Source organism: Shewanella sp. 1CM18E (genome assembly GCF_023161665.1).
GTDB lineage: Bacteria > Pseudomonadota > Gammaproteobacteria > Enterobacterales > Shewanellaceae > Shewanella.
In genome coordinates, this window is the sequence record NZ_JALNTW010000001.1 from 603,544 (window position 1) to 629,947 (window position 26,404).

19 protein-coding genes are annotated in these 26,404 nt (G+C 40.3%); 10 read left to right on the plus strand and 9 right to left on the minus strand.

Annotated features, from left to right (window positions below):
* Together MSG37_RS02625 and MSG37_RS02630 are read left to right on the plus strand one after the other, a co-directional pair.
* A partial coding sequence (locus tag MSG37_RS02625) for a leucine-rich repeat domain-containing protein (protein ID WP_248468993.1) occupies window positions 1-518 on the plus strand: 518 nt, incomplete at its 5' end.
* The gene (locus tag MSG37_RS02630; protein ID WP_248468994.1) at window positions 515-1,849 is read left to right on the plus strand and encodes a J domain-containing protein; all 1,335 of its coding nucleotides are present in this window, start codon (window positions 515-517) and stop codon (window positions 1,847-1,849) included. The genes MSG37_RS02625 and MSG37_RS02630, both read left to right, overlap by 4 nt.
* Window positions 1,850-2,267: 418 nt before the next feature.
* Here MSG37_RS02630 and MSG37_RS02635 read toward each other — a convergent pair whose 3' ends face one another.
* Together MSG37_RS02635 and MSG37_RS02640 are read right to left on the minus strand one after the other, a co-directional pair.
* A complete protein-coding gene (locus MSG37_RS02635; RefSeq protein WP_248468995.1) occupies window positions 2,268-2,909 on the minus strand; it encodes an NYN domain-containing protein in 642 nt (213 codons plus the stop codon).
* Between the two features lie 503 nt (window positions 2,910-3,412).
* A complete protein-coding gene (locus MSG37_RS02640; protein ID WP_248468996.1) occupies window positions 3,413-4,315 on the minus strand; it encodes a hypothetical protein in 903 nt (300 codons plus the stop codon).
* Window positions 4,316-5,098: 783 nt separating this feature from the next.
* On the opposite strand from MSG37_RS02640, the gene MSG37_RS02645 reads away from it, so the two are divergent.
* From MSG37_RS02645 to MSG37_RS02670, 6 genes are all read left to right on the plus strand, one after another.
* Window positions 5,099-5,326, plus strand: a complete 228-nt coding sequence (locus MSG37_RS02645; RefSeq protein ID WP_248468997.1) for a hypothetical protein — start codon at window positions 5,099-5,101, stop codon at window positions 5,324-5,326.
* A gap of 941 nt (window positions 5,327-6,267) precedes the next feature.
* A complete protein-coding gene (locus MSG37_RS02650) occupies window positions 6,268-7,887 on the plus strand; it encodes a CFI-box-CTERM domain-containing protein (RefSeq protein WP_248468998.1) in 1,620 nt (539 codons plus the stop codon).
* Complete coding sequence (locus MSG37_RS02655; protein ID WP_248468999.1) at window positions 7,884-9,011, plus strand: hypothetical protein; 1,128 nt, start codon at window positions 7,884-7,886, stop codon at window positions 9,009-9,011. The genes MSG37_RS02650 and MSG37_RS02655 overlap by 4 nt, the downstream gene beginning before the upstream one ends.
* Window positions 9,012-9,020: 9 nt before the next feature.
* Window positions 9,021-11,522: an Hsp70 family protein gene (locus MSG37_RS02660; protein ID WP_248469000.1), complete on the plus strand. Its 2,502-nt coding sequence runs from the start codon at window positions 9,021-9,023 to the stop codon at window positions 11,520-11,522.
* A 6-nt stretch (window positions 11,523-11,528) separates the two neighbouring features.
* Complete coding sequence (locus tag MSG37_RS02665) at window positions 11,529-13,223, plus strand: AAA family ATPase (protein WP_248469001.1); 1,695 nt, start codon at window positions 11,529-11,531, stop codon at window positions 13,221-13,223.
* Between the two features lie 33 nt (window positions 13,224-13,256).
* The gene (locus MSG37_RS02670; protein ID WP_248469002.1) at window positions 13,257-13,613 is read left to right on the plus strand and encodes a hypothetical protein; all 357 of its coding nucleotides are present in this window, start codon (window positions 13,257-13,259) and stop codon (window positions 13,611-13,613) included.
* 196 nt (window positions 13,614-13,809) lie between these two features.
* Here the strand turns inward: MSG37_RS02670 and MSG37_RS02675 are convergent, their stop codons facing one another.
* From MSG37_RS02675 to MSG37_RS02700, 6 genes are all read right to left on the minus strand, one after another.
* Window positions 13,810-16,662 (minus strand): UvrD-helicase domain-containing protein, encoded by a 2,853-nt coding sequence (locus tag MSG37_RS02675; RefSeq protein ID WP_248469003.1) that lies wholly within the window; start codon window positions 16,660-16,662, stop codon window positions 13,810-13,812.
* 228 nt (window positions 16,663-16,890) lie between these two features.
* Window positions 16,891-18,438 (minus strand): site-specific integrase, encoded by a 1,548-nt coding sequence (locus MSG37_RS02680; RefSeq protein ID WP_248469004.1) that lies wholly within the window; start codon window positions 18,436-18,438, stop codon window positions 16,891-16,893.
* 506 nt (window positions 18,439-18,944) lie between these two features.
* Window positions 18,945-21,110 carry a c-type cytochrome gene (locus tag MSG37_RS02685; RefSeq protein WP_248469005.1) on the minus strand — a complete coding sequence of 722 codons (2,166 nt, stop codon included), beginning with the start codon at window positions 21,108-21,110 and terminating at the stop codon, window positions 18,945-18,947.
* A 1-nt stretch (window position 21,111) separates the two neighbouring features.
* Window positions 21,112-21,726, minus strand: coding sequence for a cbb3-type cytochrome c oxidase subunit II (locus MSG37_RS02690; RefSeq protein WP_248469006.1), 615 nt, complete (start codon window positions 21,724-21,726; stop codon window positions 21,112-21,114).
* Window positions 21,716-23,125 carry a cytochrome-c oxidase, cbb3-type subunit I gene (ccoN, locus tag MSG37_RS02695; protein ID WP_248469007.1) on the minus strand — a complete coding sequence of 470 codons (1,410 nt, stop codon included), beginning with the start codon at window positions 23,123-23,125 and terminating at the stop codon, window positions 21,716-21,718. The genes MSG37_RS02690 and ccoN overlap by 11 nt, the downstream gene beginning before the upstream one ends.
* Before the next feature lie 3 nt (window positions 23,126-23,128).
* Window positions 23,129-23,461 carry a cytochrome c gene (locus tag MSG37_RS02700; RefSeq protein ID WP_248469008.1) on the minus strand — a complete coding sequence of 111 codons (333 nt, stop codon included), beginning with the start codon at window positions 23,459-23,461 and terminating at the stop codon, window positions 23,129-23,131.
* A gap of 324 nt (window positions 23,462-23,785) precedes the next feature.
* On the opposite strand from MSG37_RS02700, the gene MSG37_RS02705 reads away from it, so the two are divergent.
* Complete coding sequence (locus tag MSG37_RS02705) at window positions 23,786-23,938, plus strand: hypothetical protein (RefSeq protein ID WP_248469009.1); 153 nt, start codon at window positions 23,786-23,788, stop codon at window positions 23,936-23,938.
* A gap of 202 nt (window positions 23,939-24,140) precedes the next feature.
* A complete protein-coding gene (locus MSG37_RS02710; protein WP_248469010.1) occupies window positions 24,141-24,572 on the plus strand; it encodes a universal stress protein in 432 nt (143 codons plus the stop codon).
* 78 nt (window positions 24,573-24,650) lie between these two features.
* Here the strand turns inward: MSG37_RS02710 and gabD are convergent, their stop codons facing one another.
* On the minus strand, window positions 24,651-26,099 hold the full coding sequence (gene gabD / locus MSG37_RS02715) for an NADP-dependent succinate-semialdehyde dehydrogenase (RefSeq protein WP_248469011.1): 1,449 nt from the start codon (window positions 26,097-26,099) through the stop codon (window positions 24,651-24,653).
* Window positions 26,100-26,404: the final 305 nt, after the last annotated feature.

The window sequence follows — 26,404 nt, forward strand, 5'->3', positions numbered from 1 at the left end:
CTATTGGAAATCTAACTCAGTTGACCGAGCTTAAATTAGAAAGTAATCAACTAAGCGCAATCCCTGAGTCTATTGGAGACCTAACTCAGTTGACCAAGCTTTCTTTGTTCAGCAATCAACTAAGTGCCCTCCCTGAGTCGATTGGTAACCTGACGTACCTAACCCAGCTAAAATTAGGCTGTAATCGGCTGAACGAAATCCCTGAGTTTATTGGTAATCTGACTCAGTTGACCGAGCTTAATTTAAGCAGCAATCAACTAAGCGCAATCCCTGAGTCTATTAGAAATTTGACGCAACTAACCGAGCTTGATTTAAGCTATAACCGGCTGAACAAAATCCCTGAGTTTATTGGTAACCAGACTCAGTTAACCAAACTTAATTTATCTTATAACCAATTGCTCGAAATTGCAGATTGTTTATGCGATCTTTCAAGCCTTACAGATTTATACTTGGAAGGTTACACAGGACATATACCTCAACAGTTGCTTGATAATTCTAAATTGACTATTCACCTATGAGCGAACTTTTTAAACGTCTGAAACTAATCCAAACCTGTATTAGCTTGGAAGACCATTATTTAATCGAACTACAATTGCCAGTGTTGCAAGCACTCTCTTGCAATGAACAGGTGCTTGAAATCATCAGTTTGTTAGAACAACAAGAGTACCTCGAATCACAACAATTGATTGAGGATTGGCTGCATAAACAACAGTCCCTTGTTCTTTATGAGGACGACAAAACTGCAGCTATTCGTCTTGAGTTAAAAGTAGTTGAACAAAAGCTACAATCTTTACTGTTGCAAAGAGACGAAGCCCATAATCGTCTGCAAGATTTTAACCGCCAATATCATCTTAAACTGGGACCAATTTTAAAACGAATCCTATCATTGCAAGAGGAAGTCGCTGCTCAAAAATTAGCACTACAGCTAAATGAGTTTCGGCGGCTATTTGCAGAGTTTTCCACACGGAATAATCAGCTAGCAACATTGAAAACAGAACTTCAATCACTTGATGAACAACTATGCATTATAGACTTTTTAAGTGAAAACTACGGTCAGATACTAGCCCAGTATAATTCCAAGAAGCAAAGCGTTGAGATGCTAGAAGCTGAGCGAGAGACAATTCGTCAAACCATGCTTAGAGAGTTTAACCATGCCAAGCAGGCAGGCTCGTATAGCGACTACCAACAAGCCCATAATCAAGCCAATAGTTTTGAACAAGAAAACGAAGATATCACTCAGAAGATTGTTGAAGCCTTAACAAAAGACGAAATCAAGGCATTGAAAAAAGCTTATCGTAAAGCATCAATGCTTTGTCATCCTGACTTAGTTGGTGATGCTCTTAAAAAGCACGCTCACCAGCTCATGGTACAGTTAAACGAGGCTTATGCTAGCCAAAATCTGAGTAAAGTACTTGAGCTTCTTAGTCAAATAGAACGCGGTGAACGTTATGCTGCAGCGAGTAATTCACTTACAACGTTTGAGATGCTTTTTGCCAAATTAGAGGAATTAAAATATCGACATCAACAAGTCGGTGCAGAGCTAAACTCACTGCAGGAGTCCGACGAATACAAAACTATTTTAGACCTTGGTGAGTTCTGGGATAACTATTTTGAAACTCAGCACATAGCCTTATCAGAACTGGCGTTTCTCTTAGAAGAAGAGTTGGCAGGTATTTCGAGTGATAAAACGACAACTGCATATGAGTTATATGCATCTGATACCTACGACTCTAGTGTAACTCATGAGGTCACTGGATTTTGGCGCCGAGGACATTGGAGAGATGGTTACAGGGTTCGTGGTCATTGGGTGAAAGGTCACACTAGAGGTGACACAACACAATCTCTTTAGCTAACGCTATAAATTATTGAAAGTCACCTTATTCATACTGAATAAGGTGTATATTGAAAGGGGGGATTAAGCATGAATACTCTACTAGCTTTAATCTGAACTAACCTTTTAGATTACCACACTCTTTCAGATTAGCTTTTGCATGGACAAAGCTTTACCCACCCTATTTGCCTTTTGAGCTGCGAAACTCACTTTGGTGAAAAAATAAGTTTAGCGGCATACTGCTATTCAAACTTAATCTGCAGAAAAGCAATTCTCTTATAAGAGTAATGCTTTTAGTTAACCCATGTAATCATCAATATTAGGGTTACAGCTTTAAGGAACTAGAACATGAAGTTTCAATTGATTTTCTAAGAAGACTTAGTTTTGTCCAATAAAGAACTAGTAAGTAATGGTTTTTCTTCTTTCAATATTACACTTAAATAGCAGCAAAGAGCTCACTTAGTTTCTTATAGCCGTAGTTTCTCTGATCAAAAGATGTTTGATTAGAAATATGCTTGCCAACAGGCCCTAGCATCGCCCACCCATCATCCTCTTCAACAGCCTCAATCGCCTGCCTTAGAAGGTTAATAAGCTTGGTATCACGTTTAATATTTTTAACTGGTTTAGGTAAATTTTCATCACCTTGTTCATATCCATCCAGATATAGGAATCGAGAGCAGCTATTGACGAAAGCACTTGGTGCCTTACGCTCACCAAATCCAATCAAGAATTTGCCGTCAGCAAGTGCTCTAGTCACAAGGGGAGTAAAATCACAACCAGAAGACACTAAACATATGATATCGACGTCTTTGGTGTAGAGGGTATCCATAGCATCGATAACCAGTGCTATATCTGTGGCATTCTTACCTTTTGTGAGATCGAATTGCTGAATGGGTTGTATGGCATACTCATGTAATACATCTTCCCAAGACTTGATATTAGGGCTTTTCCAGTTTCCATAAGCCTTACGAATATTAACGACACCGTACTTGGCCAACTCTGACAGGATTACATCAATCTTTGCTGCTGGAGCGTTATCGGCATCAATAAAAAGAGCTATTTTTTCCTTATCTTTCATTCGCATTCCTTGCTTTAAATCCTAACTAAACATTCAACTCAAACAATATCACACTACTATATAGACAATGTTGATTTCAAAGAAAAATAGTCTTTTAGACTGTCACTATAAAAGCTCCGATTTTTCTAATGACTCAAACTTGTTCTGTCTTTTTTATGTTAGGCAATGAAAACTTCAACTAACAGTGGTCAACTAATATCGCCCGCGCTCTTAGAATCTAGCCAGAACAAAGTATTTACTCTGTGCATATACGAAAATCATGACCTAAAGCTATAAAGTTCAAAAATCAGCATGGAAAGGTCCTATGTATTAGTACAGCGGGACCTGGAGGCCTTCTGTCAGCGAAACTCGATCAATGAGGGTTATCTATCACACTCCAAATGATAGATCTCTGCAATTGCACCAAAGCGTTCAATTTGCTTTCGCACACTGTAGTTCTAGAAGTGATAGTTCTGCCGGGAAAAAGATACTTTATGTATCTTTTTCCCGTTACGCCTAAGCTGCTAATAAAAAATAGTCGCTAGCTCCTCACACAGCACCGTTCGGTGCACAATATTTCCTTTGAGTAGCTCAGCATCCTCCTGACTTAGTAACACCTGCCGCGTCTTCTTATCAAACCGTGTTGGCATCTCTTCATAGAGTTGGTTATGCAGCCTCTTTATGTCACTAAAGATTTGTAGCGACTGCGAGAACAGCATGACCTTGCTGTAATAGCCATGCTTAAGGCCATACAACCACTTTAATAGGATGGTTTGTCTTGCGGCCTTAGTCTTGAATGAGTGCTCTATCTCAACCGCGGCGATGGTGCCATCAGGCTCTAACGCTATACCATCAACATTGCGCACATCATTGGATTTAAAAAGCCGCTTAAACTCAGGCTCGGTAACGAATGAATACCAGTAGGGTTTAGCTATATTATCTTTCGTTTGATTGTGCACGCCTTTGAGCAAGACGTACTGCATCATAAGATCGTGCATTATGGTGTTTTGGTTGACTCGCAGGCTTGGCTCTCCGGTTCGAAAATACACCGCAACAGATAACAACTCTTCGGCGTATTTAGCCCCCGCATAATCGAGTACATATACTCGCCCATCGATAGAACGATGAGTGATAACTAAGCTCAGCAATTTATCGCTGACAAGCTTGTTCAAATGCTCTAAAGCGAGCCGATGTGGAATGCCATAAAGCAAACTGATAATCGTTGGTGATGTTAGACCGAAACGTGTAACGATTTTCATCGTTAATACACGTCTATCTTTACCAATCTGATTATTACTTGTTCCAGGTTGATAGTGCATTGGCATAGAGATATAGGGTTGATATAACCGCACGACTTCAACAGCTATTTCACCCGCTATTTCGACTGTTTGATTTAGCCGTTGGTTTGTATTGTTTTGCTCATTCATCTTGATATCCGTTGTTAGGTTGAACATGGTTATCAAGAGGTAGAACCTTAAGACACAAACAATGCTGATTGAGGCAAAAAAGTGCTGATTTTTATTCCGAGATGCTTATTAATCCCTCTCGGGATGAAAATAGCGATAAGTATCGCTACCAAGCCAGACTTCGCCTGATGAATGAATCACTTCGTGATACATCCATATGCCTTGAATCGCCCGCCAGCTCTGATGACTCGTCATCGCCACCGTCTTACGAGCTACGCTCTAGCTTTTCAAGACATCAAACGCGCATGTATCTCGCTACGCTCTGTACTAACCGCATTTTCACCGCTTACGACGAGGGGATGTGTGCCACCTCTATTCCCTCTTTCGACGCTGTGCTTTTCTGACGAAAAGGCAAATGGTTTAGCCATCAATTTGTGCCAAATGTGAGGCTAAATTTTGCTGAAGCAAAATGGAAATACGGTTAGTACAGACCAGCTGTACATGCGCGTTGTTCCTTTGAATCGATACTTCGTATCCATCCAAATACGCGAGCTGATAGCATGTTTCACATGCACTTTTGTCACAAAATTTCGTGCCGATTTTTGCTATTAAAAGCACACATTCGTTAAAGCGTAACGGGAAAATTTTGCGGAATTTTTGAAGAAAAAACGAAGAATATTTAGAGGTAAAACGCCAAACTTTTTGTTGCTGACAGTTCAGTCAAACAAGTTTGTAATCTAACATTTTTTCATTAACGTGTATAGATAGCGGTGAACTTTCAAACAGCAAAATCAGGAGATAATTATGAGTACAAATTTTAACAACGGGCCACAAGTAAATGTCGATGGCACACCTATGGTGGCTGATAGTGGAGTCGATATTAAAGGCAATCCATATGGTGTAACCGACTCATCTATGGATACGGGCACTCCCTCACCAGATAGCACTTCCGACAGTTCATTTGATGACTCATCTGATTGCTCTTATGACAGTAGCTACGACTCTTTTAGCTCTGGATTCGATGACTTTTAAATGCCAAGAAAACGATTAAACCTAAACCAGACAATTAGCATCCCGCTAGTAATCGGCGCGATATTATTGTTCTGGTTATTCTCTTTTTATGTTGAAACCGATGATATTCGGTACCTTTGCACCTATAGTTTAGGTACGTGCAAGCTGATGCATGGCGCTTCAACATACCAAGTCCTTTGCACGCAAAACCCGAGCAAAGTGAACTTATGGCGTGCCAGTTACTATGTACTGTTTCGATTGGTTTAGACCAAATATTAAGGAGTGGAAATGTACTTTTTAATACCAGCTGCTGTGATGATTATAGGTATTTTATACCTCATCAAACACGCGAAATATTGAAATATATCGCCCCCTTTTTTTGCCCAGTAACCGCTGACGATGTGAGGGGCTAATCATTCAACCATTAAGTTCTACGTTTCATCAAACTCGTACAAGTAAAAACAACTTTAATTAGCTGATGCCGATCAAAAAATCTCATCAAGTATCTACGAGTAAATCAAACAGTGGATAAACTCAGGTGCATAAAGTTCAACATGAAAGATAAAATCAATACATAAGTAGTGGGTATGACCAGAATTTCATATTTAGATATGAATGCGGAAACCGAAGTGCGATTCAAATTTATTTTTGAAACGATTAATAATATAGAGCGTAAAATAGGCGTACCCAAGAGTCAAAAAGCAAACTAACATAGATACAATTGTTAATACTTCAAAGAAAAGTAAAGCACATCAAGCGTTGTTGGCTAGCAACCATCTATAGCCTTTTAGTTTTTTCTTAAAGTTATAATTTTGAAACATAACTTGATATAAGTCAAAATATAAACACCTATCAAATGATAAATTAGTAGTAATGCCTGTTATAAAAAACACCCACTCATAGTGAAACAGCTACGAAAAATACAACTGTAGTTTTAAAATAATTATCGAGCGCCGATTAATATGTTCGCTGTCCAAAAAAACCCCTTTCGAGTCATTGGCGTCTTGTCTAATGCAAAAGAAAAAGAAATACACCGTCAAAAAGTAAAATTAAGTAAGTATGCAAGTGTCGGTAAAAATATACCTTCTGAGCATGATTATACTTTTCTGACACCGATTGTTCGAACAGAGCAATCTGTTTCAGCAGCATTCTCAAGCATAGACCAAAGGCAAGACAAGCTTGAGTATTCTTTATTTTGGTTTGTGAACAACAACCAATTTGATGAAATTGCACTTAGTCATCTTGCAGAATCTGATACAGACAAAGCGATGTCTACTTGGAGCAAGGTAACTGAAAATAGAGCAGTTACAGCAAACAACATTTCAAGTCTAAATAACTTGTCGACCTTGCAACTAACCTCTGTTCTAGCTAGTGAGCACAAGTCTGGCATAGCAAATAAACTTAAGCTGATTCAATCAGATGAATTTACAGCATTTGTAACAGCTGTTACTGATGAAACATTTGTAGTGGAAAAACGTCAGATCGCTGAAAAATTTATCAAGCATGTCATTAAGCTTCTGCGCACAGCTAACAAGACAGAAAATGATGTCGTTAGCTATTTTTCACAATGTGAACAATGGGTAACAGATTATGTAGCGCTAAGCTTTTGTGAGAACCTAATTTTTGATGTTGAACGTGCAATTGAAACAACTCAGAAAAAAAGGGAGCAAAGTGGTTCTGAGGCTTATGCGTTTGCACTATCACTACATAACAATGTTGATGGCGCAATCACTAAAATTTCAAACCTTCTTAGTCCATCAAGCATTAAATTCAAAACGATTTCAGACGCTGTAGCAAAAGAGATTATGCAATGTGATATTGATTACTTTAACGCAAATAATCAATTACGCGACATCTTTGATGAGTCGCTTGAGCTTCTAGGTTATGCGAAAAAACTTTCCACTAGCGACAAAACAAGACGAGAAATCATTCAAAACATAGAAGATATGAAGCAGCGCAAAGAAAACCGCCGCCTAGGTAAATACTACGATGATATCTATGAGGAGCTAGCAAATTTTAAAGATAGGTTTGCATCAGTAGAAAATGCAAGAGCTTTAATCAACGTATGCAAACCTAAATTGGCGAATTTACGCAGTGAAGGCGGTGCTACGAAAGAGTTTATTGAACTTAGCAGCCTAGTTGTAACAGTGGCATTAAATATGATGATAGCTCAAGTAAACTATGTTCAGAATGGAAAGCATACATCTGCAGCTATTAGAGAAGTTTTTCAACAGGCAGTAAATGCTATGACTGATCTCTACGACTTTGCAATGAATGAAGCAGTATGTGAAAGGTATAACACAAATCACGACACCATTAGAAACCTCAATAAGCAGGCCGAACGCAATCAAGGCTGCTACATAGCTACTATGGCATACGGTGACTATGACCACCCGCAGGTCCTGCGATTACGTCAATTCAGAGATCAAACACTGGCGAAAACAAAGCTTGGGTGTACGTTTATTAAAGTCTATTACAGATACTCACCTCTCATGGTAGAAAAACTAAAAACGCATAAAAATATTAATAAACTGATTAAAACAGTTTTAGATAAACTAATTAAAATTTTGGACATAAAATGAAAAATCTAAGCATTTTGCTTCTAACTCTATGTTCGTTGAGTGTATGGGCGACTGTTGACAAAACTCAGCTAACAGAGCTCGTAGCAGAACAATCCTTTGTACAAGAACAAAAAGCGATTAATGATATCGACGCAAGGCTGAATAGGATTGAATATTTTTTGGCGGCTTTGGAAGGACAAACTCAAGCTAACACGCAAAACATTAAAAATATTAAGCAAAAAATTGACGTGTCAGAGCTCGTTAATGTCAATTTAAATAAGTTAAACCGTCAATATACTGAGCAAGATACTCGCTCACGTGCATTACATAAACAGTTAGCACAACAAAATGCTTTCCTTGAAGATATGAAATCTACAATTTCAGCACTTAAAGACGAGCTATCACTGGCAGACCAAAAATTAGTTCTTTTTAATCAAAAGGTAACTGATGGTGAAACCGCAATGGTTAAGCTAAATAAAGGGCTGTCTCTAAAAATACAAGAAGCCAATTCAACCACCAATGCTATGGTCAACAAAGTAGCGGATGGAACAACGAGTAAGTTCATATTAGTTGGTATTGGCTTCAGTATTGCCGTATTGGTTATCGGTGGCGTTATTTTTATCTTACGCCGTAGGATTGATTCAACTGGTGTACGCATGGAGCAAAAAATCCAATCTGCTAAAGCCTCCCTAGAAGAAGAAAGTCTTAGCTTAGATAATAAATTAATTGAAGTGCTTGAAAAGCAATTACTGTTAGCACAAGAAATAAAGCTCACTAAGGAAACTGCACAAGTTGTAAAAGATACAGAGCCAGAGGAGCCTGATCACTCACTTTCGCTCAAAGTAGCCGATGAAATTACGCGAATGCAAAAAAATATTTCACAAATGGATCCTAGTGTTAAAGGCATTAAGCCGTTAGTGAAAGGCCTTGAACGTATCCGCAAAAACTTTATGGCTAACGGCTATGAGATTATTGACTTGTTAAATAAGCCTTACGATGAACGAATGAATATGGATGTAATTAACTATGTTGATGATCCTGAACTGGCTGACGATGAGAAAATCATTGTCAAAGTTGTTCGCCCTCAAGTTAACTTTAATGGCATGCTTATTCAGCGCGCTCAAGTCGATGTTGCAATTAATTAAGAGATAGATATGAAACGTTTAAATATAGATTATGGTATTGATTTAGGTACTACTAACTCAGCTCTCGCGCGCATTGATAGTGGTGCTTTAACAATTATCAAATCCCTTGATGATCAACGTGACACTACACCATCAACAGTAGCTTACAACAAAAAAGGAGCACAACAGGTAGGAGCGTCGTCATCTCAAGTTTATCGCCAGGAATGCCTTAAAAGTATGAAGCGAGCTATTCCTTTTAATGCTTATATTGAGTTTAAGCGTACCATGGGCACAGATGAACGTTATGAATCATCACATAAAGGAGAGAGCTTTTCATCTGAGCAATTATCAGCCGAAGTTTTAAAATACTTAAAAGGCTATGTGTCTGACGAAAAAATTGATGCTGCGGTAATCACTATACCAGCAGCTTATACCATGAATCAGATTGATGCAGTGCGCCGCGCAGCTGACCTTGCCGGTTTTAAATACATTGAGACGTTGCAGGAGCCTGTTGCTGCCGCAATGGCTTATGGTGTTGAAGGCAAGGGGAAAGACGGTTTTTGGCTGGTTTTTGACTTTGGTGGCGGCACATTCGACGCTGCCCTCGTAAAAGTCGAAGATGGTATTGTCAAAGTAATTGACTCATCGGGGGACAATCATTTAGGTGGTAAAGACTTAGACTTTGCAGTAGTAGATAAACTCATTATTCCTCATATTCAAGAAAATTTTGAAATTGATGAACTATTGTCAGACCCTAATGTCAGTTCAAATTTTCGTGCAGGCTTGAAGTTTTTCGCTGAACAGTTAAAAAACCAACTCTCTTTTAACGATGAATACGAGCTTTGTATCGATGCGGGTGATATCCGTGACGATGATGACGGCGAGGAGATTGACATCGATTTAACTGTTACCCAAGCTACGCTTAGAGCCGTTGTTGAAACAGTGTATCAAAGAGCAATTGATCTGAGTTTAGATTTATTAAAGCGTAATAACTTAAGCGGTGAGCAACTGGCCTCATTAATTTTGGTAGGTGGCCCAACACTTTCACCAGTTTTGCGAGATATGGTCGGCGAACAAATTTGCGCACCAGATACCAGTGTTGACCCTATGACTGTGGTAGCCAGAGGTGCAGCAATTTACGCTTCAACGGTGTCTCTACCCGAAGATATTGTCGATGCTAAACGTGACAGAACTAAAGTTCAATTAGGCGTTGATTATGAAGCCTCTAGCGTAGAGCTAACTGAGTTTATTACCTTAAAGGTTTTGACTAATAAAACAGAAGGTACAATTCCAGATCAAGTTTATGCCCAACTGTCGCGCAATGATGGCGCATGGAAAAGCGATAAAGTTGAGATTGATGCTCGTGGCGAAGTCTGTGATGTAGAACTTGTGGATGGTAAAACAAACAGTTTTGATATTGCGCTATTTGATGGTGAAGGAAATCAAGTAGAGTGTGAGCCGACCTCTTTTAGTATTATTCAAGGTTCGGTACTTGGCAGCATGCCATTACCGCTCCATTTTGGTGTTGAAATTTTAGATATTAGTAATGGTGACTTAGTCTTTTCAGCACTAAAGGGGCTTGAAAAAAATGCGACTCTGCCAGCTACAGGTATCTGTAAGAGAGAGTTAAAAACACAGAAAGATATTCGCCCAGGCATACAGGCAGACTTTATTAAGATCCCACTTTACCAAGGGGAGCATTACGCTGAGGGAAGCCGAGCTATCCATAATGAGCACGTGTACGACGTGCTTATTTCTGGCTCTGATTTACCTAAATTACTACCAGCAGGCAGTACCGTTGAGTTAATGGTTAGTGTTGATCGCAGTCAAAATATTAAAGTAGAGGCATATTTTTCTTATCTTGATTATACATATGAGATAGATCTTCCAACATCTGACGTGCAATCAATCTCTACAGACGTGCTAGAGAAAGAGTTTGTAAAAGCCAGTTCAGTGATTAGCGAACTAGATGATTCAGCGAGTTTACATGCCCGTCTTGAAGAAGCTGAGCGCGAGTTAAATGCAAGCTCCGACTGTGTCGATGCAAAAATGAAAGCTCGTGATGAATTACGCTCAGTGCTTAAAGAAATTGATCGCTTAAATAAAAGCGAAGCATGGCCAAATATGGAACGTAAGCTTAAACACGAATTTAAACGCCTTGAAGATGCAAATAGCGATTTAGGTAACGAAGATACAACTGAGCACGTTGATTCTATTCGCGATGAGTTATCTGATGTGCTTCAGTCACAAGATTTAAAGGCTGGTAAACAGCTTTTACAAACTATTAGCTCATTGTTCTTCCAACTGACTAAGCTTTACCAGTTTATGGGCTTTATTCGTGACTTTGATAATCACTTCAATGCATATCATTGGACAGATAAAGCTGAAGCTCGAGAACTAGTAAATCAAGCACTGGAACTAGTCGCTAGGCGCGCTGATGCTGATGAACTAGGCCCACTAGTCTTTAGTCTTTGTGATCTGTTACCAGAAACTGAGCGCTCTGAAATTGATGATAGTGTACTTGCAGGATAAATCGGAATGAGTAGCGACATCAAGCCGCTGCTAAGTAAAGGCCAACTTCTAGGCGATGCCTACGAAGTTGGTTTTTTATTAAATCTAAGCAGATGTGCTCAGACATATCGGGTAAAAAACAAAGCTGGTGAAAGCTTTGTCTTACGTTTATTTAAACCTAATGAAAGTGCTATAGCTAATTACTCTGCACAAGCGACATTAATGGAAGCTTCTGATTCTGCATTCCCTCCTAAGCTAATCAGCAAAGGGAAGCACAAGAGCAACGGGCAAAGTTTTCATTTTATTATCCAAAAACATATTAGTGGAGAGTCGTTAGACGACCGCATTAATCGGTTATCGAATGTATCTTCCGCAACAGCGAAGCATGTCACTATAGCTATTTTAAAAGGGCTTGAATCATTACATTCAGCTAGCCCCGCGATTATTTGTAATAACATTAATAGTAGCTCCATTATTATCGATATGGAATCTACAGAAAATAGCTATCACCTAAGTAATTATGATAGAGCTCATGTTGAACAGGCCAATTTCAAAACTGAAATTGACCGCCATGAAATCCCTTACATGGCGACAGAAGCAATCCTAGGTAAAGGGACTCCGCAGAGCGACTTGTTCAGCGTTGGAGTCATTCTTTATCATTTGCTCTATGGTTCGCCCCCATGGAAAATAATGCTGCCAGAAGATATGTTTCTGCAGAAAGATATACAAACTATCGTCGCGAAAGCACGTGAAGTTGGTATCAGCGCCCCAGAAATAAACAGTATTTCTGGGAGCAATTTGTTTGATGTTGTAAATAAATCTCTTGCAGAAGATCCCTCTAAACGTTTCCAAACTGCAAACGAGTTTATTTTAGCACTAGAAGGCAAAGCTACATTTCAAACTAAAAACCTTAAAGCTTCTAAGCCCGCTAGCACTCCTACAACTTGGGGATTTGCAGCTATTGCAGGAATGGAGGCTTTAAAAGAAACCATTAAAACTGATGTAATTGATGCACTAAACGAGCGTGAAAAATACCAGCGTTATGGGTTAGATATCCCAAATGGAATGCTACTTTATGGGCCTCCTGGCTGTGGCAAAACCTTTTTTGCAGAGCGAATGGCAGAAGAAGTGGGCTTTAGCTTATTTCACCTTAAGCCCTCAGATATTCAAAGTAAATGGGTCAACGCAACCCAAGGGAATATCAAGAAGTTATTTGATAATGCTCGAGAAAATGCACCTTCGATTGTGTTTATTGACGAACTGGACGCAATAGTACCTAGACGCGATAACGAAAGTGTTAATCACATGAATACTAGTGCAGTTAATGAATTTCTCGCTCAGATGAACAACTGTGGTGCCGATGGAGTATTTATTGTGGGGGCAACCAACAAGCCTGAGTCAATAGACCCTGCAGTATTACGAACTGGACGAATCGATAAAAAGATATATATCCCGCTGCCAGATCATGATAGTCGAAAGAAGCTATTCGAAAAACTTCTTGGTGGACGACCTTTAAGTACAGATGTGGATATTTCAGAGTTAGCCTCTAGAACAGAAAGCTATGTATCGAGTGATATTAAATTTATTTGTGATGAAGCCGCCCGTGCAGCCTTAAAGAAAGATCTGAAAATTACACAGGATGACTTGATAAAGTCCATTAATAACAATACACCGTCAATCTCTCTCTCTGAACTAGCTACATATTCAAGCTCAATTAACTAAACATTTATTTTGCAATAATTTAAACGGATCAAAATGATAAATAAATCAATTTTTTTATCGGCGGCTACCGCAGCATTAATCACTTTCATAATTCCTGCAGCAGCACAAACATATAAAGTACCACCGACATCGTCATCTTATGGTAGCGTGCCTGTTATATCAGACCTAAAAATGGAGGAATGTGTAAAACTGTATAACGAAGCGGAATGGCTTTATAAAAAGCTCAACTCCATGTATGTTGATCAATATAGCTCAGCATCTGTTGATGAGTACAATACTCAAGTTAACCGACATTCTAAAATGATTAATCGGTTTAATTCTGAGTGCGCAGGTAAACAATCTCAGTCAGCTTACGAGGCTGCTCAGCGACTTAACAACCAGCAACGATAAGTTTAAAACTACCTATATTGTTGTAGCCATAAAGCTACAACAATATGGCCAACCAATAAAAACACTCCAATTCAATAACTTAACCATGAACGCATCCAACGATTAAAAATAACAACTCAAGTCAAAACTACCAGATACAGACTAAGAATACCCTTTCACTAATTATTCAACGCCTCACAAAAGTCCTTTAACAGGGTTAATTTTCTGTATTTTTGCATTGATCGTCTTTTATACCGTAACCACTGCACCCCCAGAACTGACCAAATTTACCGCTCCTTAGTTTCATCGGCCGGCCGCAGCGACTGCAAATTTTGATTGATTCACCGCAGTTGCTATTGTTACAAATGCTAGCAGAACGCGTATCAATTGAAGGCGCTTTGCATTTAAGGCAAACTCTAGCCTTTCCAACCTGGCAACCAAGTCCTGTGCTACAGGAGTAAAACTCGCCAAATTGCCCCTTTATCAATCTAAGATACCCCCCTTCACAATTAGGGCACTTAAAAATCTTACGATATTTTTCCTGGAAAGTTTTCGAAGCAATATTGAGCTCATACTTGGGAGCCAAGAGTTCTGCTACAAACTCTGATGGCGCAGTCGGGTTAGCAATAATGTAAGACTTTCTCTTAGCTCGAGTAAGTCCAACATACATCAAACGCCGCTCTTCTGAGTGAGGGAAGCTATCAAGGGAAGGCAACAAAGACTCTACAATAGCTTCATCCCTATTTTCATTCGGAAAGCCACTACGCCCTTGGAAAAATCCAATTAGAATACAATAATCGGCCTCAAGACCTTTAGATTTATGAAAGCTCCAAAACTGTATATTCTCTTTAAGTTTACTTTTCCTAAGTACAGACTGTGCCTCAGTCAGTAAATAGTTATAACGAGCGATAATTGCAATTTCCCCAAAGGGATCATTAGCCCTAATTTTCTTAACTATTTCTTCAATGCGTTCATTAAGTCCATTATCTCTTCCTCCTTTATCATCAAGTAAATAGACCTGGGAATCTGCAACTTTTGTGTGAGTATCAATATGCTTCTTATACTGTTCAGGGTTCTCCATGATGAACTGTCCAGCAGTATTAGCGATACTGTTGTTATACCTGAACGTTTTTTGGAGTTTTGTCGACGAATATTGCCCAACCATTTCACCAAAACGCGTTGTTAATTCTAACTTCCCCCCAGAAAAACGATAAATAGACTGCCAGTCATCACCTACGACTGTTAACGAAGGAGTCGGACCATTTAGAATTATTGACTCAATAAACTCCATTCGAGCTGCAGAGATATCCTGGAATTCATCAACAAGCACATACTTCCATTCAGGAACAATTTCTTTATCATTGACAACCTGTATTGCCCTAATGATCATATCGTCGAAGTCAATCGCATTTTGATGTTGAAGTTCCTCAACATACCCCTGATGAAGCGCATCCAGCAAGCCTGCATATTTAACAGATTGGTGTACCTTTGAGTTTTCAAATCTTTCGAGGATCTGGTTCTTTGAGAGCCGTTCAATCCTTATCGCCTGAAGTGCTTTTTTCATCAAGTCACTCCATGTTGATAATTGTTTTTGCTGGTTTAACTTTTCAAAAACTTCACTAGGGTGCAATGGATTACAGCGCACACCATGCTCAGCCAATTTATCTTTCAGACCAGTTAGTAACGTGTTTTCTTTCCACTCGTAATGATAAGTTTCGATCATTGTTGTACCGCATTCAAGGTGCAAAGCACGCTTAGAATGCATTGACTCATTGTACTTTTTGGCGTCAATGTCTTGTCTCGTATTCCCCTGACGATCTACACCAAAATGCTCTAAATAAATATCAGCATCTTCGATAAAAAAGTCTGGTTTGTAATCAAAACCAGGCTCAATTCTACGCTTACTTACAAACGGAGCCTCGTACTTATATTTGATTTGGTTCAAATATAAAAAGTTGGCTATTAACAGTTCTTGATAGCCTCTAACGCGTTCGTTGTTTAGCGTTCTAAATTCGTTATCCCTAACATAACATTCGTATTCAGCCTTTGTTTTAAAAGAGAATGGATCTAACGGTGGAGTGCTTAATTCAATAAGATCGAATACTCTTGATGGATCTGCTGCGATGTAGCTATAAATCCACTCCGTCACCCATTGCTTAAGCCTGAAGTCATCTTCAGTAAAAATACTCATGTGTGTTGGAACACCAGCATCGCGAAGAAATTTTCTTCCTAAGGCATGAAATGTTGAAATTTGAGGAGATGATTCAAGCCCTATGTTTCCTTTTGCAGCTTTCTCTGCAAGTCGCTCCTTTAATTCTTCAGCTGCAGCCTTGTTATATGCCAGAACTAATATCTCCGATGGCTTTGCTAACCCTCTATCAATAATATCTAAAGCTTTTGCCACCATTACCGATGTTTTCCCCGTCCCAGCAGCAGCTAATACCATATTACGATCATTAGAACGCAAGACGCCTAATCGCTGCTCTAGAGTCAAAGGATTTGATTCAACACAGTCGAAGAACTCTTTTCGCTTTCCTAACTGATATTCCTCATGGAAGGTTCTAAGGCTTTCAGCTTTAACAGGGTGAAACTCGACAATTTCTTTAACTTTTTTTATTGTATCTGCACACAGATACTCTTCCCAAAGTTCAGCTTGTGGAGTGTAAGCGGTGTGTATCCAACAACATAAAGTAGCGACCTGATCTATACGACTATCCCTAGGGTACTCTTTCAGAACAACTAAGTTGAACTCACTAAATGCTTGAGCTAAATCTTTCTCTATTCGCTCTGCAATCTCACTATTTAATAATTTCAAAAATACATCTGATGTTGAGCTTTTCAAGAACCTAAACTTCGACGCTTTCTCTTTGGTATTTAAGGTGATCTCTCCACCAAAAAATGATTCTCTATAGCTTGCAAAAGCATTGATACCTGCTAGCGAGCAGGCAGATACAACTTTGCCTTTAGCTTCGTATACTAAGGAAGCATTATCTAAAGAAATATTAGAGTAACCGAGTATTCTCCCCAATAGATTAAAGTGGAGTTTGGGTGCGTGTAAGACTTCGTTCATGTTAAGTTCTAGGAGTAAAAAAACTCGTGGATTTTATGCCTAATTTTATTTTTCAGCTAGAAGAAAATCATCACAAACATAATCAATTACAAAACCAGGACTAGTCCCAACTGCACCACATTAGTAGAGTAAAGTACTTGGTAAGTTTCTAGATTCAAGCCTTATCTAATAACAACCATGTTCTTTTAGCTTGCTCAATAAATAGATATTTTTATCTAGGTAATTTTATTACTTCAAAAAATCCGGCATCGCCCCTTGCTGTCTTGACGAATCCAGCTTACTAACAGCCTCAAATCGAGTTCTATCCATTAAATGTGCATAACGTTTGGTGGTCTCTATCTGCTTGTGATTGAGCAGCTGACTGACCATGTAAATATTGCCTGTTTGCATCATCACCTTTGACGCAAAGTCATGGCGTAAGTCATACAGCCTAAAGCTTTCTATCTTTGCTTCCTTAAGCAACTTAGTCCAAGGCTTCTTAATCGTTGTTAGCTGAAAGCTAGGATTGGTCGGTGATGGAAACAGCCAAGACTCAGAACTTGCCTTAAAGTGTTTTGCTGACTCACTATGAACCCGATGTTTGCGCCACTCAACCAGCGTGGCATAGGCAAGTTCATTCAATGGAATAAAGTTCGAGACACCGCGTTTATCTAATGATTTTCTGATACGGAAGAATCGGTTCTCGAGATCGACATCTTGCCAGCGGGAGTTGAATAGAGTCCCTGGTCTTATTCCGGTTTCTTTGAACAAAATAATGAAAGGCGTCACATGATCTGCAAACTGGCAATCAGCCAAATCGTCAGGCTTCTGTAACCTGCGTTTTTCTCTATGCTCAATGGTTCGAATTCGTTGATCGTGCTTCATAGAGTTGCGCTGATTAATTGCATCGTAAAGCCTCAGCTCTTCGCTATCTGATAAATAACGAATGACCTGATTATCAACTTTGATTTTCGGCAAGGTGTACAGGTCATGCTCCCTGATAACGCCCTTTTCTTTTGCTAGCTGGATGCAGGCCCTTAGGGTGCAGATGGTCTCTTTTAGCGTTGAAGGCTTAACACTCCACAAGCTTTCCCCGGCTGCCAATTGCCTCTTGGTTAGCTTACGCTCTTTAGAACGCATCCACTCACGAACCACCTCTGCCGTTATGTCAGATACAGGGCTATCGAGATACTTCTTGAAGTTGCGCTCAATCACCCTAATTTTACTCATCACCGTTTTCGGGTTTTCATAGCGTTTTGTTTCAAGGTAATCAGAATATAAAAAGGTATGTAAAGTGGTATAACAACCATCCTGCTGTAGTCCCTTCTTTTGCTTTTCAATCAGCTTAATGCCTAGATTGTTGCCAGATTTAAGTTGAGTCGCAGCTTTAACTAGCTGGCTTATGTTGTCCTTTGATAAGTCGCCTACTTTGGTGGTATTTAACTTTGCTGTTAATGCATCTCGATATCGTAAATACACAACTGCTGCCTTAGATTCATCTTTTGGGGCTAATGTTGCTTTAGTGAGTGTCAGTTGCGCCCTATAAAATCGAACCGATAAGCCCTTCAGCTCGGTGCAATTGAGTACAAAGTATTTTGTATCACCTTGCCACCATCGCTCAATTTCATTGTGAAAGTGATCAATCGACTCTGTTGGGAATGAAGATTCAAGGTAAGACTTAAATGCTAAAAACTTTTGATTAGGCTTAGCGGTTTTCTTGTTAAGGCGTGTTGCCGCATAACAAAGAAATTGGTCGATAGATTTGTTCGAAAAGGAAATTTGTAGATTAGTATTCATCAGTATGCGTTCTCATTTCAGTGAAATTTGATCGCACACCTGTCGCACAAGAAACATGGTAAATGATGCAAACCATTGCAAAAGTGCGACAGAGCTAAAAATTAAAGCTTAATATTATCAATAAGATAATTTACATTAATCTTCTCAAAAACAAGCTACCGGGACTCATAATCGTCAGGTCCACGGTTCAAGTCCGTGAGGGGCCACCAATTTAAAACGAAGAAGCCTACCTTGTGTAGGCTTTTTTGTATCTGAAGAAAATGACATGGCTTCATATAAAAAATCATAATCGTCATCAATTCATACAGCTCAAGTCCGCGAAAATCATCAATTTTGATAAACCGCTAAAAAGTTTAAGCGACTTTTTCATGTCTGTAATTTGGTTTAATGGTCTGTTTCACATAAGATTAAGCCCTGAATTAAATAGCAATTAAATCTATCAAATAAAAATGCCCGCTATCATTTAACAGGCATTTTGTTCATCGTTTCATAGAGCAATGTACGAGTTAATCCACGCTAATATCACTATCTCTATGGTCGTACATATCTGGCGTTGTATGTAAGTTTCCGGCAAAGCCTGCTTTTTCTAACTGCTTACGCACCGCTTTCACTTGCTCAGCTGTCACCGGCTCCTTTCTATCTCCTAAGTAATGACGTACAAAGCTGATTAAATTCGCCAGCTCGGTATCGGTAAGTACATTTTGGAAACTTGTCATCGGCATAAAGTTACGTTCTTCATCCAAATAGGTTGGTGATAAGCCACGAATGGTAACCGCTATCGTATTGAACGGATCGCTATGCATTATAATGCCGTTATTGAGCAGTGTTGGAGCGATAGGATCTCGACCTTTGCCGTCTTCACCATGACAGGCGCCACAGGTTTCAGCGTAAAGCGCATAAGCATTAAATTGCTTGTCTGCGTAGGCTTCTTCAGTAAATCCGCTTGGATTTAGCTGTTTAGTGCCTTCAGGGATGGTGTTGTACTTATCACCAACTAATAAATAGCGAGACATAGTTTGAATGTCTTCTCGGGTCATTAAGCTGGTGCTGTTTTTAACTACATCAGCCATGCCCGCAAACGCTGAGCCTTTTGACGAATGGCCTGTATGCAAGAAGTCTGTGAGCGATTCGATGTCCCACCGGTCTTGATAAAGCTCTTTGGCACTAATATCCGGTGCGTTCCAGCCATCAATTAAATTGCCTTGAAATATCTTCTCCGGGATCAAGGCTTGAGCAAGATTACGCGGCGTATGGCACTCACTGCAATGACCTAACCCCATTACCCAGTATTTTCCTCGTTGCCACTCTTTTAACTCTTGCTCGTCTAGCTGAACATGGTCTGGCGCCTCATAAGAAAGGGGCGCAGTATCCATAAACACTAAGTTCCAACCTAATAGTCCAGTACGAATATTCGAGGGGAAAATCATCTGGTTCTTATCATTTTGCCTTGCCACTGCAGTTATCGATTGCAAGTAGCTCCATAAGTCTTGAGTGTCTTGCTCAGTTAGGTATTGATAAGAGGTGTATGGCATCGCGGGATACAGGTAGCCATTCTTTCCTTTGCCGTCAAACAGTGCGGCTCTGAAGTCGTCGTAATCATCACTACCAATACCTTCAGATACATGAGGAGTAATATTGGTTGAATACACGGTACCAAAAGGTGTTTTAAAAGGCAGGCCACCAGCAAAACGCTCTCCACCTTCAGAGCTATGGCAAGCAACGCAGTCACCGGCATTTATCAGGTACTCGCCTCGCTTAACCGACTCTGGATCTAGCCCTGCTAGCTTGGCGTCATATAACAGCCTTTGCTCAGTAATATAAGCACCAACAGCTAAGATTTCATTTTCAGATAATTGCTCTTCAAACCCTGGCATTAAATTGTTGAGACCAGCTTCAATCGTGTGCTTTATTTCTTCAATACTACCGCCATGTAACCAAATAGCGTCATTTAGCAGAGGCGCACCAATTTGGGTATTCGCTACAGTGCCGTCACCATGGCAGCTTGCACAGTACTGAGTAAAAATACCTTTACCTAGGTCAATCTTAACTTGTGGCGCATTTAAATTGCGGCGCTGCAATGAAGCAATGTAATAAGCCATTTTGGTAATTTGATCATCAGATAAAATTCCCTTCCAGCCTGGCATCGCGCCATGACGCCCCTTTTCTATCGAATGTAAAATTTCAGCTTCACTGCCACCATAAAGCCACTCATTATCAATAAGGTTGGGAAAGTGCTTTTGCCCCTGCGCATTGCGGCGATGACATGCTGCACAATGATTTTCAAATAACGCCTGACCTGTTGCGGTAATCGTTTTATTGTTTGCGAGTGACATTAGGCTTTTGTCATTCAGCGGGGCCATCTCAATTTCGAGGTCGGTGACCGGCGAACTCAGTGCATCATCTTCTTGTTGCCAGCCCATCGTGCCTTTCCAGTTACCTAAACCTGGATACAAGACCAAGAAAACAGCTGAAATACCAAAGGCGACTAAATACGATAAAAACAGAATCCGAGGTGGCGGCGCATCATTTTCGTCAATACCGTCAAATGTATCGATGGTTTTATCTTTATCGGCACTGTGGTTATCACGCCAATACTTAACAATGACAAGCGCCATAAAGGCTAAAAAGATAACAATGAATCCAATGACCCATATATTCCAGAAAACAGTCATATTAACGCTCCTGATCGCTGGCAGTGTCTTGTCCTAAGCTTTGTAAGTATTGAACCAAAGCCTCCCCTTTTGTCACGCCTTTGACAGCTAAGCGCGCCTTATCGATTTCGCTGTCGGTATAAGGTACGCCCAACGTCTGTAACGCGCGCATTTTAGCCTCAATATCATCGCCGGTTAGCACTTGCTCAAACAACCAAGGGTAAGCCGGCATCAATGAGGTTGGCAACACTTGTCTTGGATTGATGAGGTGGATCCGTTGCCACTGCTCTGAGTACTTTCGCCCTAGATTGGTTAAGTCTGGTCCGGTACGTTTTGAGCCCCACAGATTTGGAAACTCATAAATGTCATCCGCTTCTTTATTGGCCCTGCCATCTCGTTTCACTTCTGGGTCAATGTTACGTACCATCTGGGTATGACAAACATGGCAGCCCTCACTGATATAAACATCACGACCTGCGACTTGGATTGCAGTTAATGGCTTTGCTAATGACTGTTCGCGGATTTCATCGGTTCGAACAAGGTTAGGCACGATTAACACCACAATTGAAAAGCTCGCCACTAGCACTGTAGCAACAATGAGGATCACCAAAGATTGGGTAAAGTCTTTACTTAGCATCTTCACTTACCTCCAAGTTTACCGTCACTGTTTTGTAGAGATTAAACGCCATCAGTAATAGACCTAAAACAAAACAAGCACCACCAAAGAATCGCACAAACAACCAAGGGGCTTTAAAGTCCATCGCTTCAACAAAGCTATATGCAAGAGAGCCATTCTCTTGCTGCGCAAGCCACATATAACCCTCACCTATACCAGCGACCCACAAGGCAATTGCATATAAAGCAACACCAAGATGCGCTAACCAGAAATGCCACTTAAGTAAGCGGTTCGACCAAAGGCCATTTTTGCCCCATAGTCGCGGAATGAAATAATAGAACACGGCAATACCAGACATCCCCACCCAACCAAGCGCTGCTGAGTGTACATGTCCAATAATCCACTCGGTATTATGCGCAATCATGTTGAACCAACGTATTGCTAACAAGGGTCCTTCAAATGTCGCCAAGCAGTAATACAAAATCGCCGACATAAAGAACCACATGATGTAATCGGTTTTCAGCTTGGCTTTGTTTTGCAGCAAGGTCATTGCACTATTAAATGCTCCCGCCCATGACGGAAGCCACAAGATAAGTGACATCACGATACCGATGTTTTGCACCCAAACCGGCACAGATGAATAAACCAGATGATGGGTTCCGGCCCAGGTATAAAAACCAACCAGCCCCCAGAAATGAATAATCGACAAACGATAGGAATAGATGGGTCGTTCGGCAAGCTTAGGAATAAAGTAATAGTTCATGCCAATAATACCCGCAGTGAGTAGAAAACCTACCGCGTTATGGCCCCACCACCACTGCACTATCGCATCTTGCGCACCTGCAAATACCGAATAAGATTTCATAAAACTGGCAGGTAGAGCTAGGTTATTCAGGATAAAAATCAGCGCAATAACAATAATAAAAGCGCCAAAGAACCAGTTAGCCACAAATATGTGGTGCACTTTTCGTTTGGCTATGGTGCCGAAGAACAGCACCGCATATAGCACCCACACAATCACGATTAAAATATCTATTGGCCACTCAAGCTCTGCGTACTCTTTACTTGTGGTATAGCCAAGAGGCAGGGTGATTAACGCGAGGATCAGTACTAGTTGCCAGCCCCAAAATACCATCCATGACAAGCTGTGATTAAATAGTTTAGTTTGCCCGGTTCGTTGCACAATATACAGCGAGGTACCCATTAAAATATTTACGACAAAGCCATAAATAACCCCGGAAGTGTGTAACGGACGCAGTCGTCCAAATTGAATATACTCAGAATCAAAATTAAGAGCTGGCCAATAAAGTTGCGCCGCGAGCACAACACCAATAAACATGCCTGCAATCGACCATATCAATGCAGCAATAATAAAATAACGGACAACTTTTACATCATAGAGCTCAGTACTTGCGTGCATGCCCTACTCCTCTTCTTTATCGGTGCCCAGAACTGAGTAATAATAAGAAATATCCTTTATGTCTTGCTCACTCAGTGCGTCCGCCTGTTGCTGCATCAAAATAGCTAAACCACTTGTTCGTTGCCGAGACTGATAGTCTTTCAATGACGAAATCAAATACCCCATTTTTTGACCTCGCAAATTGGGATAAGGATCTATGCTGGAGATCCCGTCTTTGCCGTGACAGGTCATGCATACCTTGGCCTTTTCTTTACCAATTTTGAAACTAGGCTCGTAATCAGCAAGTGTTGTTGAAGACCATAAGGTGAGGAGTATTAGTAGCAGTTGTCGGTTCATAAGCAGTCTCTTATCTTCTTGTGCACCTTATTGAAACTAGTCTGTATTATTTGAATTGCCACAATTTGCACAATTATTAAACGAATTAATCATTACGTGATGCGCTCAAAAAGAGTTCAAATTTTATTCACTTACTTCACACCAAGGCATGAATAAACCCTCCCCCTTAATTAATAAAAGCTAAAATAATGTTTTTGATAAAGCTAAGATTAACAATAATTAAGGCTCATTTTTTTGTGAGCTTAATCAAAATTAAATCTAAAAATGTGTGGGATATTTATTTGAACGTATCAGCTTGTATCACATATTGATTAGAGGTCTTCTATGGATTTTATTAGACATGCGCCCGCTCTTTTTTCATTACTACTGGGAATTGCGATTGTTGAATGCAGCGTAGTTGTACTCGGGCTCAGCCTTAATCGACTGCAAGGCGTGCTAAGCAAAGCCTTCCCAAGTTTAATGGCGGAAAATCAATAACCTTAAAAGTCTGCATAGCAGGCTTTTTTCTTATAAATTCCTTGTCACTACAACCACCAACTATTGTCCACTCCCAGCTTGCTCCCTGTGCCCTAGCACCTATATTTAAAGTAACGGCTATTAACTCTATAAACCTGAAAATGAGTGTAACGATACGGGCTCTAATTAAGCTCTGAATAATCGGTATTTACAGGGGGATGTTATGCGTAATCAATCTATTCTTTGCCCGACCGACTTTTCACCTACTGCTTCTCATGCCATTAGCTACGCCATCGAAATGGCTGAGTTTTATCATGTTAAGGTGCGACTGCTGCATGTGGTTAATAAGCCATTTGGTGATAAACACACTCGAGTGTTTGCAGAAACACCAGATGAATTAATTGAAAGAATGGAAAAGCAGGCGGCAGAGCAAATGCAAAAGTATATTGAAACTTTAGATGCCAATTTGCCAATAGAGAGTATGATCTGCCACGGTGAGATAGTGCCCACCATATTGGCAAGTGCTAAGCAGATGAATGCTGGAATGATAGTCATCGCCAGCCATGGACGTACAGGTTTAAATCATTTTTTAAATGCAAATACGGCAGAGAAAATCGTCAACAAAGCCTACTGCCCAGTATTAGTCGTAAAATAGCGTATTTGTAAGTTAGCTTTAACATAGCAGTGAAGAGTCACTCCACTGCTAGCTTTTTATCAAAGATTTTATCTAGCTTTAAACAGACATGCAGATGTATTTCATCTCTAAGTATTCTTCAATACCGGATTTACCACCTTCTCGGCCAAGCCCTGACGATTTAATACCGCCAAAAGGGGCGACCTCAGTTGAGATAAGACCCGTGTTAACCCCCACCATGCCGTACTCTAACGCTTCTGCGACTTCCCAAACCAGCGAAATATCTCGACCATAGAAGTACGCTGCTAAACCAAACTCAGTATCATTAGCTTGCTTGATTACCTCTTCAACATCGTTAAATTTAAATAAAGGGGCTAACGGTCCAAAGGTTTCTTCTTTAGCAACTAACATGCTGTTATCAGCATGAGTAATAACGGTCGGCTCAAAGAAGTTGCCGCCTAGAGCTGAACGTTTACCACCAGCAATCACTTTGGCGCCTTTCGATATCGCGTCAGCTAGGTGATGCTCTACTTTTTCTAACGCATCTACATTGATTAATGGTCCAGTTGTTACGCCCGCTTTAGTGCCGACGCCTAAGGTTAACTCATTAACCGCTAATGCGAGCTTTTTGGCAAACTCATCGTACACTTCAGCTTGCACATAAATCCGATTAGCACAAACACAGGTTTGCCCTGCATTGCGGTATTTAGCAATCATAGCCCCTTCAACCGCCGCATCGATGTCAGCGTCGTTAAACACGATAAAAGGCGCATTGCCACCAAGCTCTAATGACAACTTCTTAAGCGTAGGAGCGCATTGCTGCATAAGTTTAATGCCAACTGGAGTCGATCCCGTAAAAGACAATTTTCTCACCACAGGATTGGCACAAAGTTCATTACCTATGGCTATAGCGTCACCAGTAATGACATTAAACACACCTTTGGGGATCCCTGCTCGCTCAGCCAACTCAGCTAATGCTAGTGCAGTAAATGGAGTTTGCGGAGCAGGCTTCACGACCATAGTGCAACCTGCAGCTAATGCAGGAGCAGCTTTACGAGTAATCATTGCCGCAGGAAAGTTCCACGGCGTAATAGCTGCAGTAACGCCAACACTTTGCTTAATAACGATAAGACGTTTATCGGCTTGATGAGCCGGAATAGTCTCGCCGTAGACTCGCTTGGCTTCTTCGCTAAACCATTCAATGAAAGAGGCGGCATAAGCCACCTCGCCTTTGGCTTCGCTTAGTGGCTTTCCTTGCTCAGTAGTCATCAACCGTGCTAAATCATCTTGATGTTCAGCTAACAAATCAAACCAGCGGTTCAACTTATGTGAGCGCTCTTTGGCAGTTAAAGCACGCCAGGCCGGTAAAGCGGCCTCAGCAGCAGTAATTGCCGCTTGAGTCTCATGTGTGCTCATAACTGGTACTTGGCCAATAATATCGGCTGTTGCAGGGTTCTGAATTGCGATGCTTTCACCGCTATCTGCATCAACCCATTCGCCATTGATATAACATTGCTGCCGCAGCAAGCTGGCATCATTTAATTGCACAAGTACTCCTTAAACTAAGTTCAGTGACTCGGTTTTATTTCTAAATTTAGGCTAACAGCATACATATAAACAAAGTTTGTATTATCTAAGGCCTTGTTATCTGCATTGTTGTTCTAACCGCAATAACTCAGCGTTTGACCACGGCACTTACCATTGGTTGCAAGCACAGCGAAACTCGATTCAAACATAAAAAATTATTTATATCACTAGCCAGTCAATACTGATTATCAGGAGTGACTTCTTATTAAGAGCTATTGGCTAAGATTTAGACTTAAAATCTAGAGTTTAAAATCTAGTGCTTAATA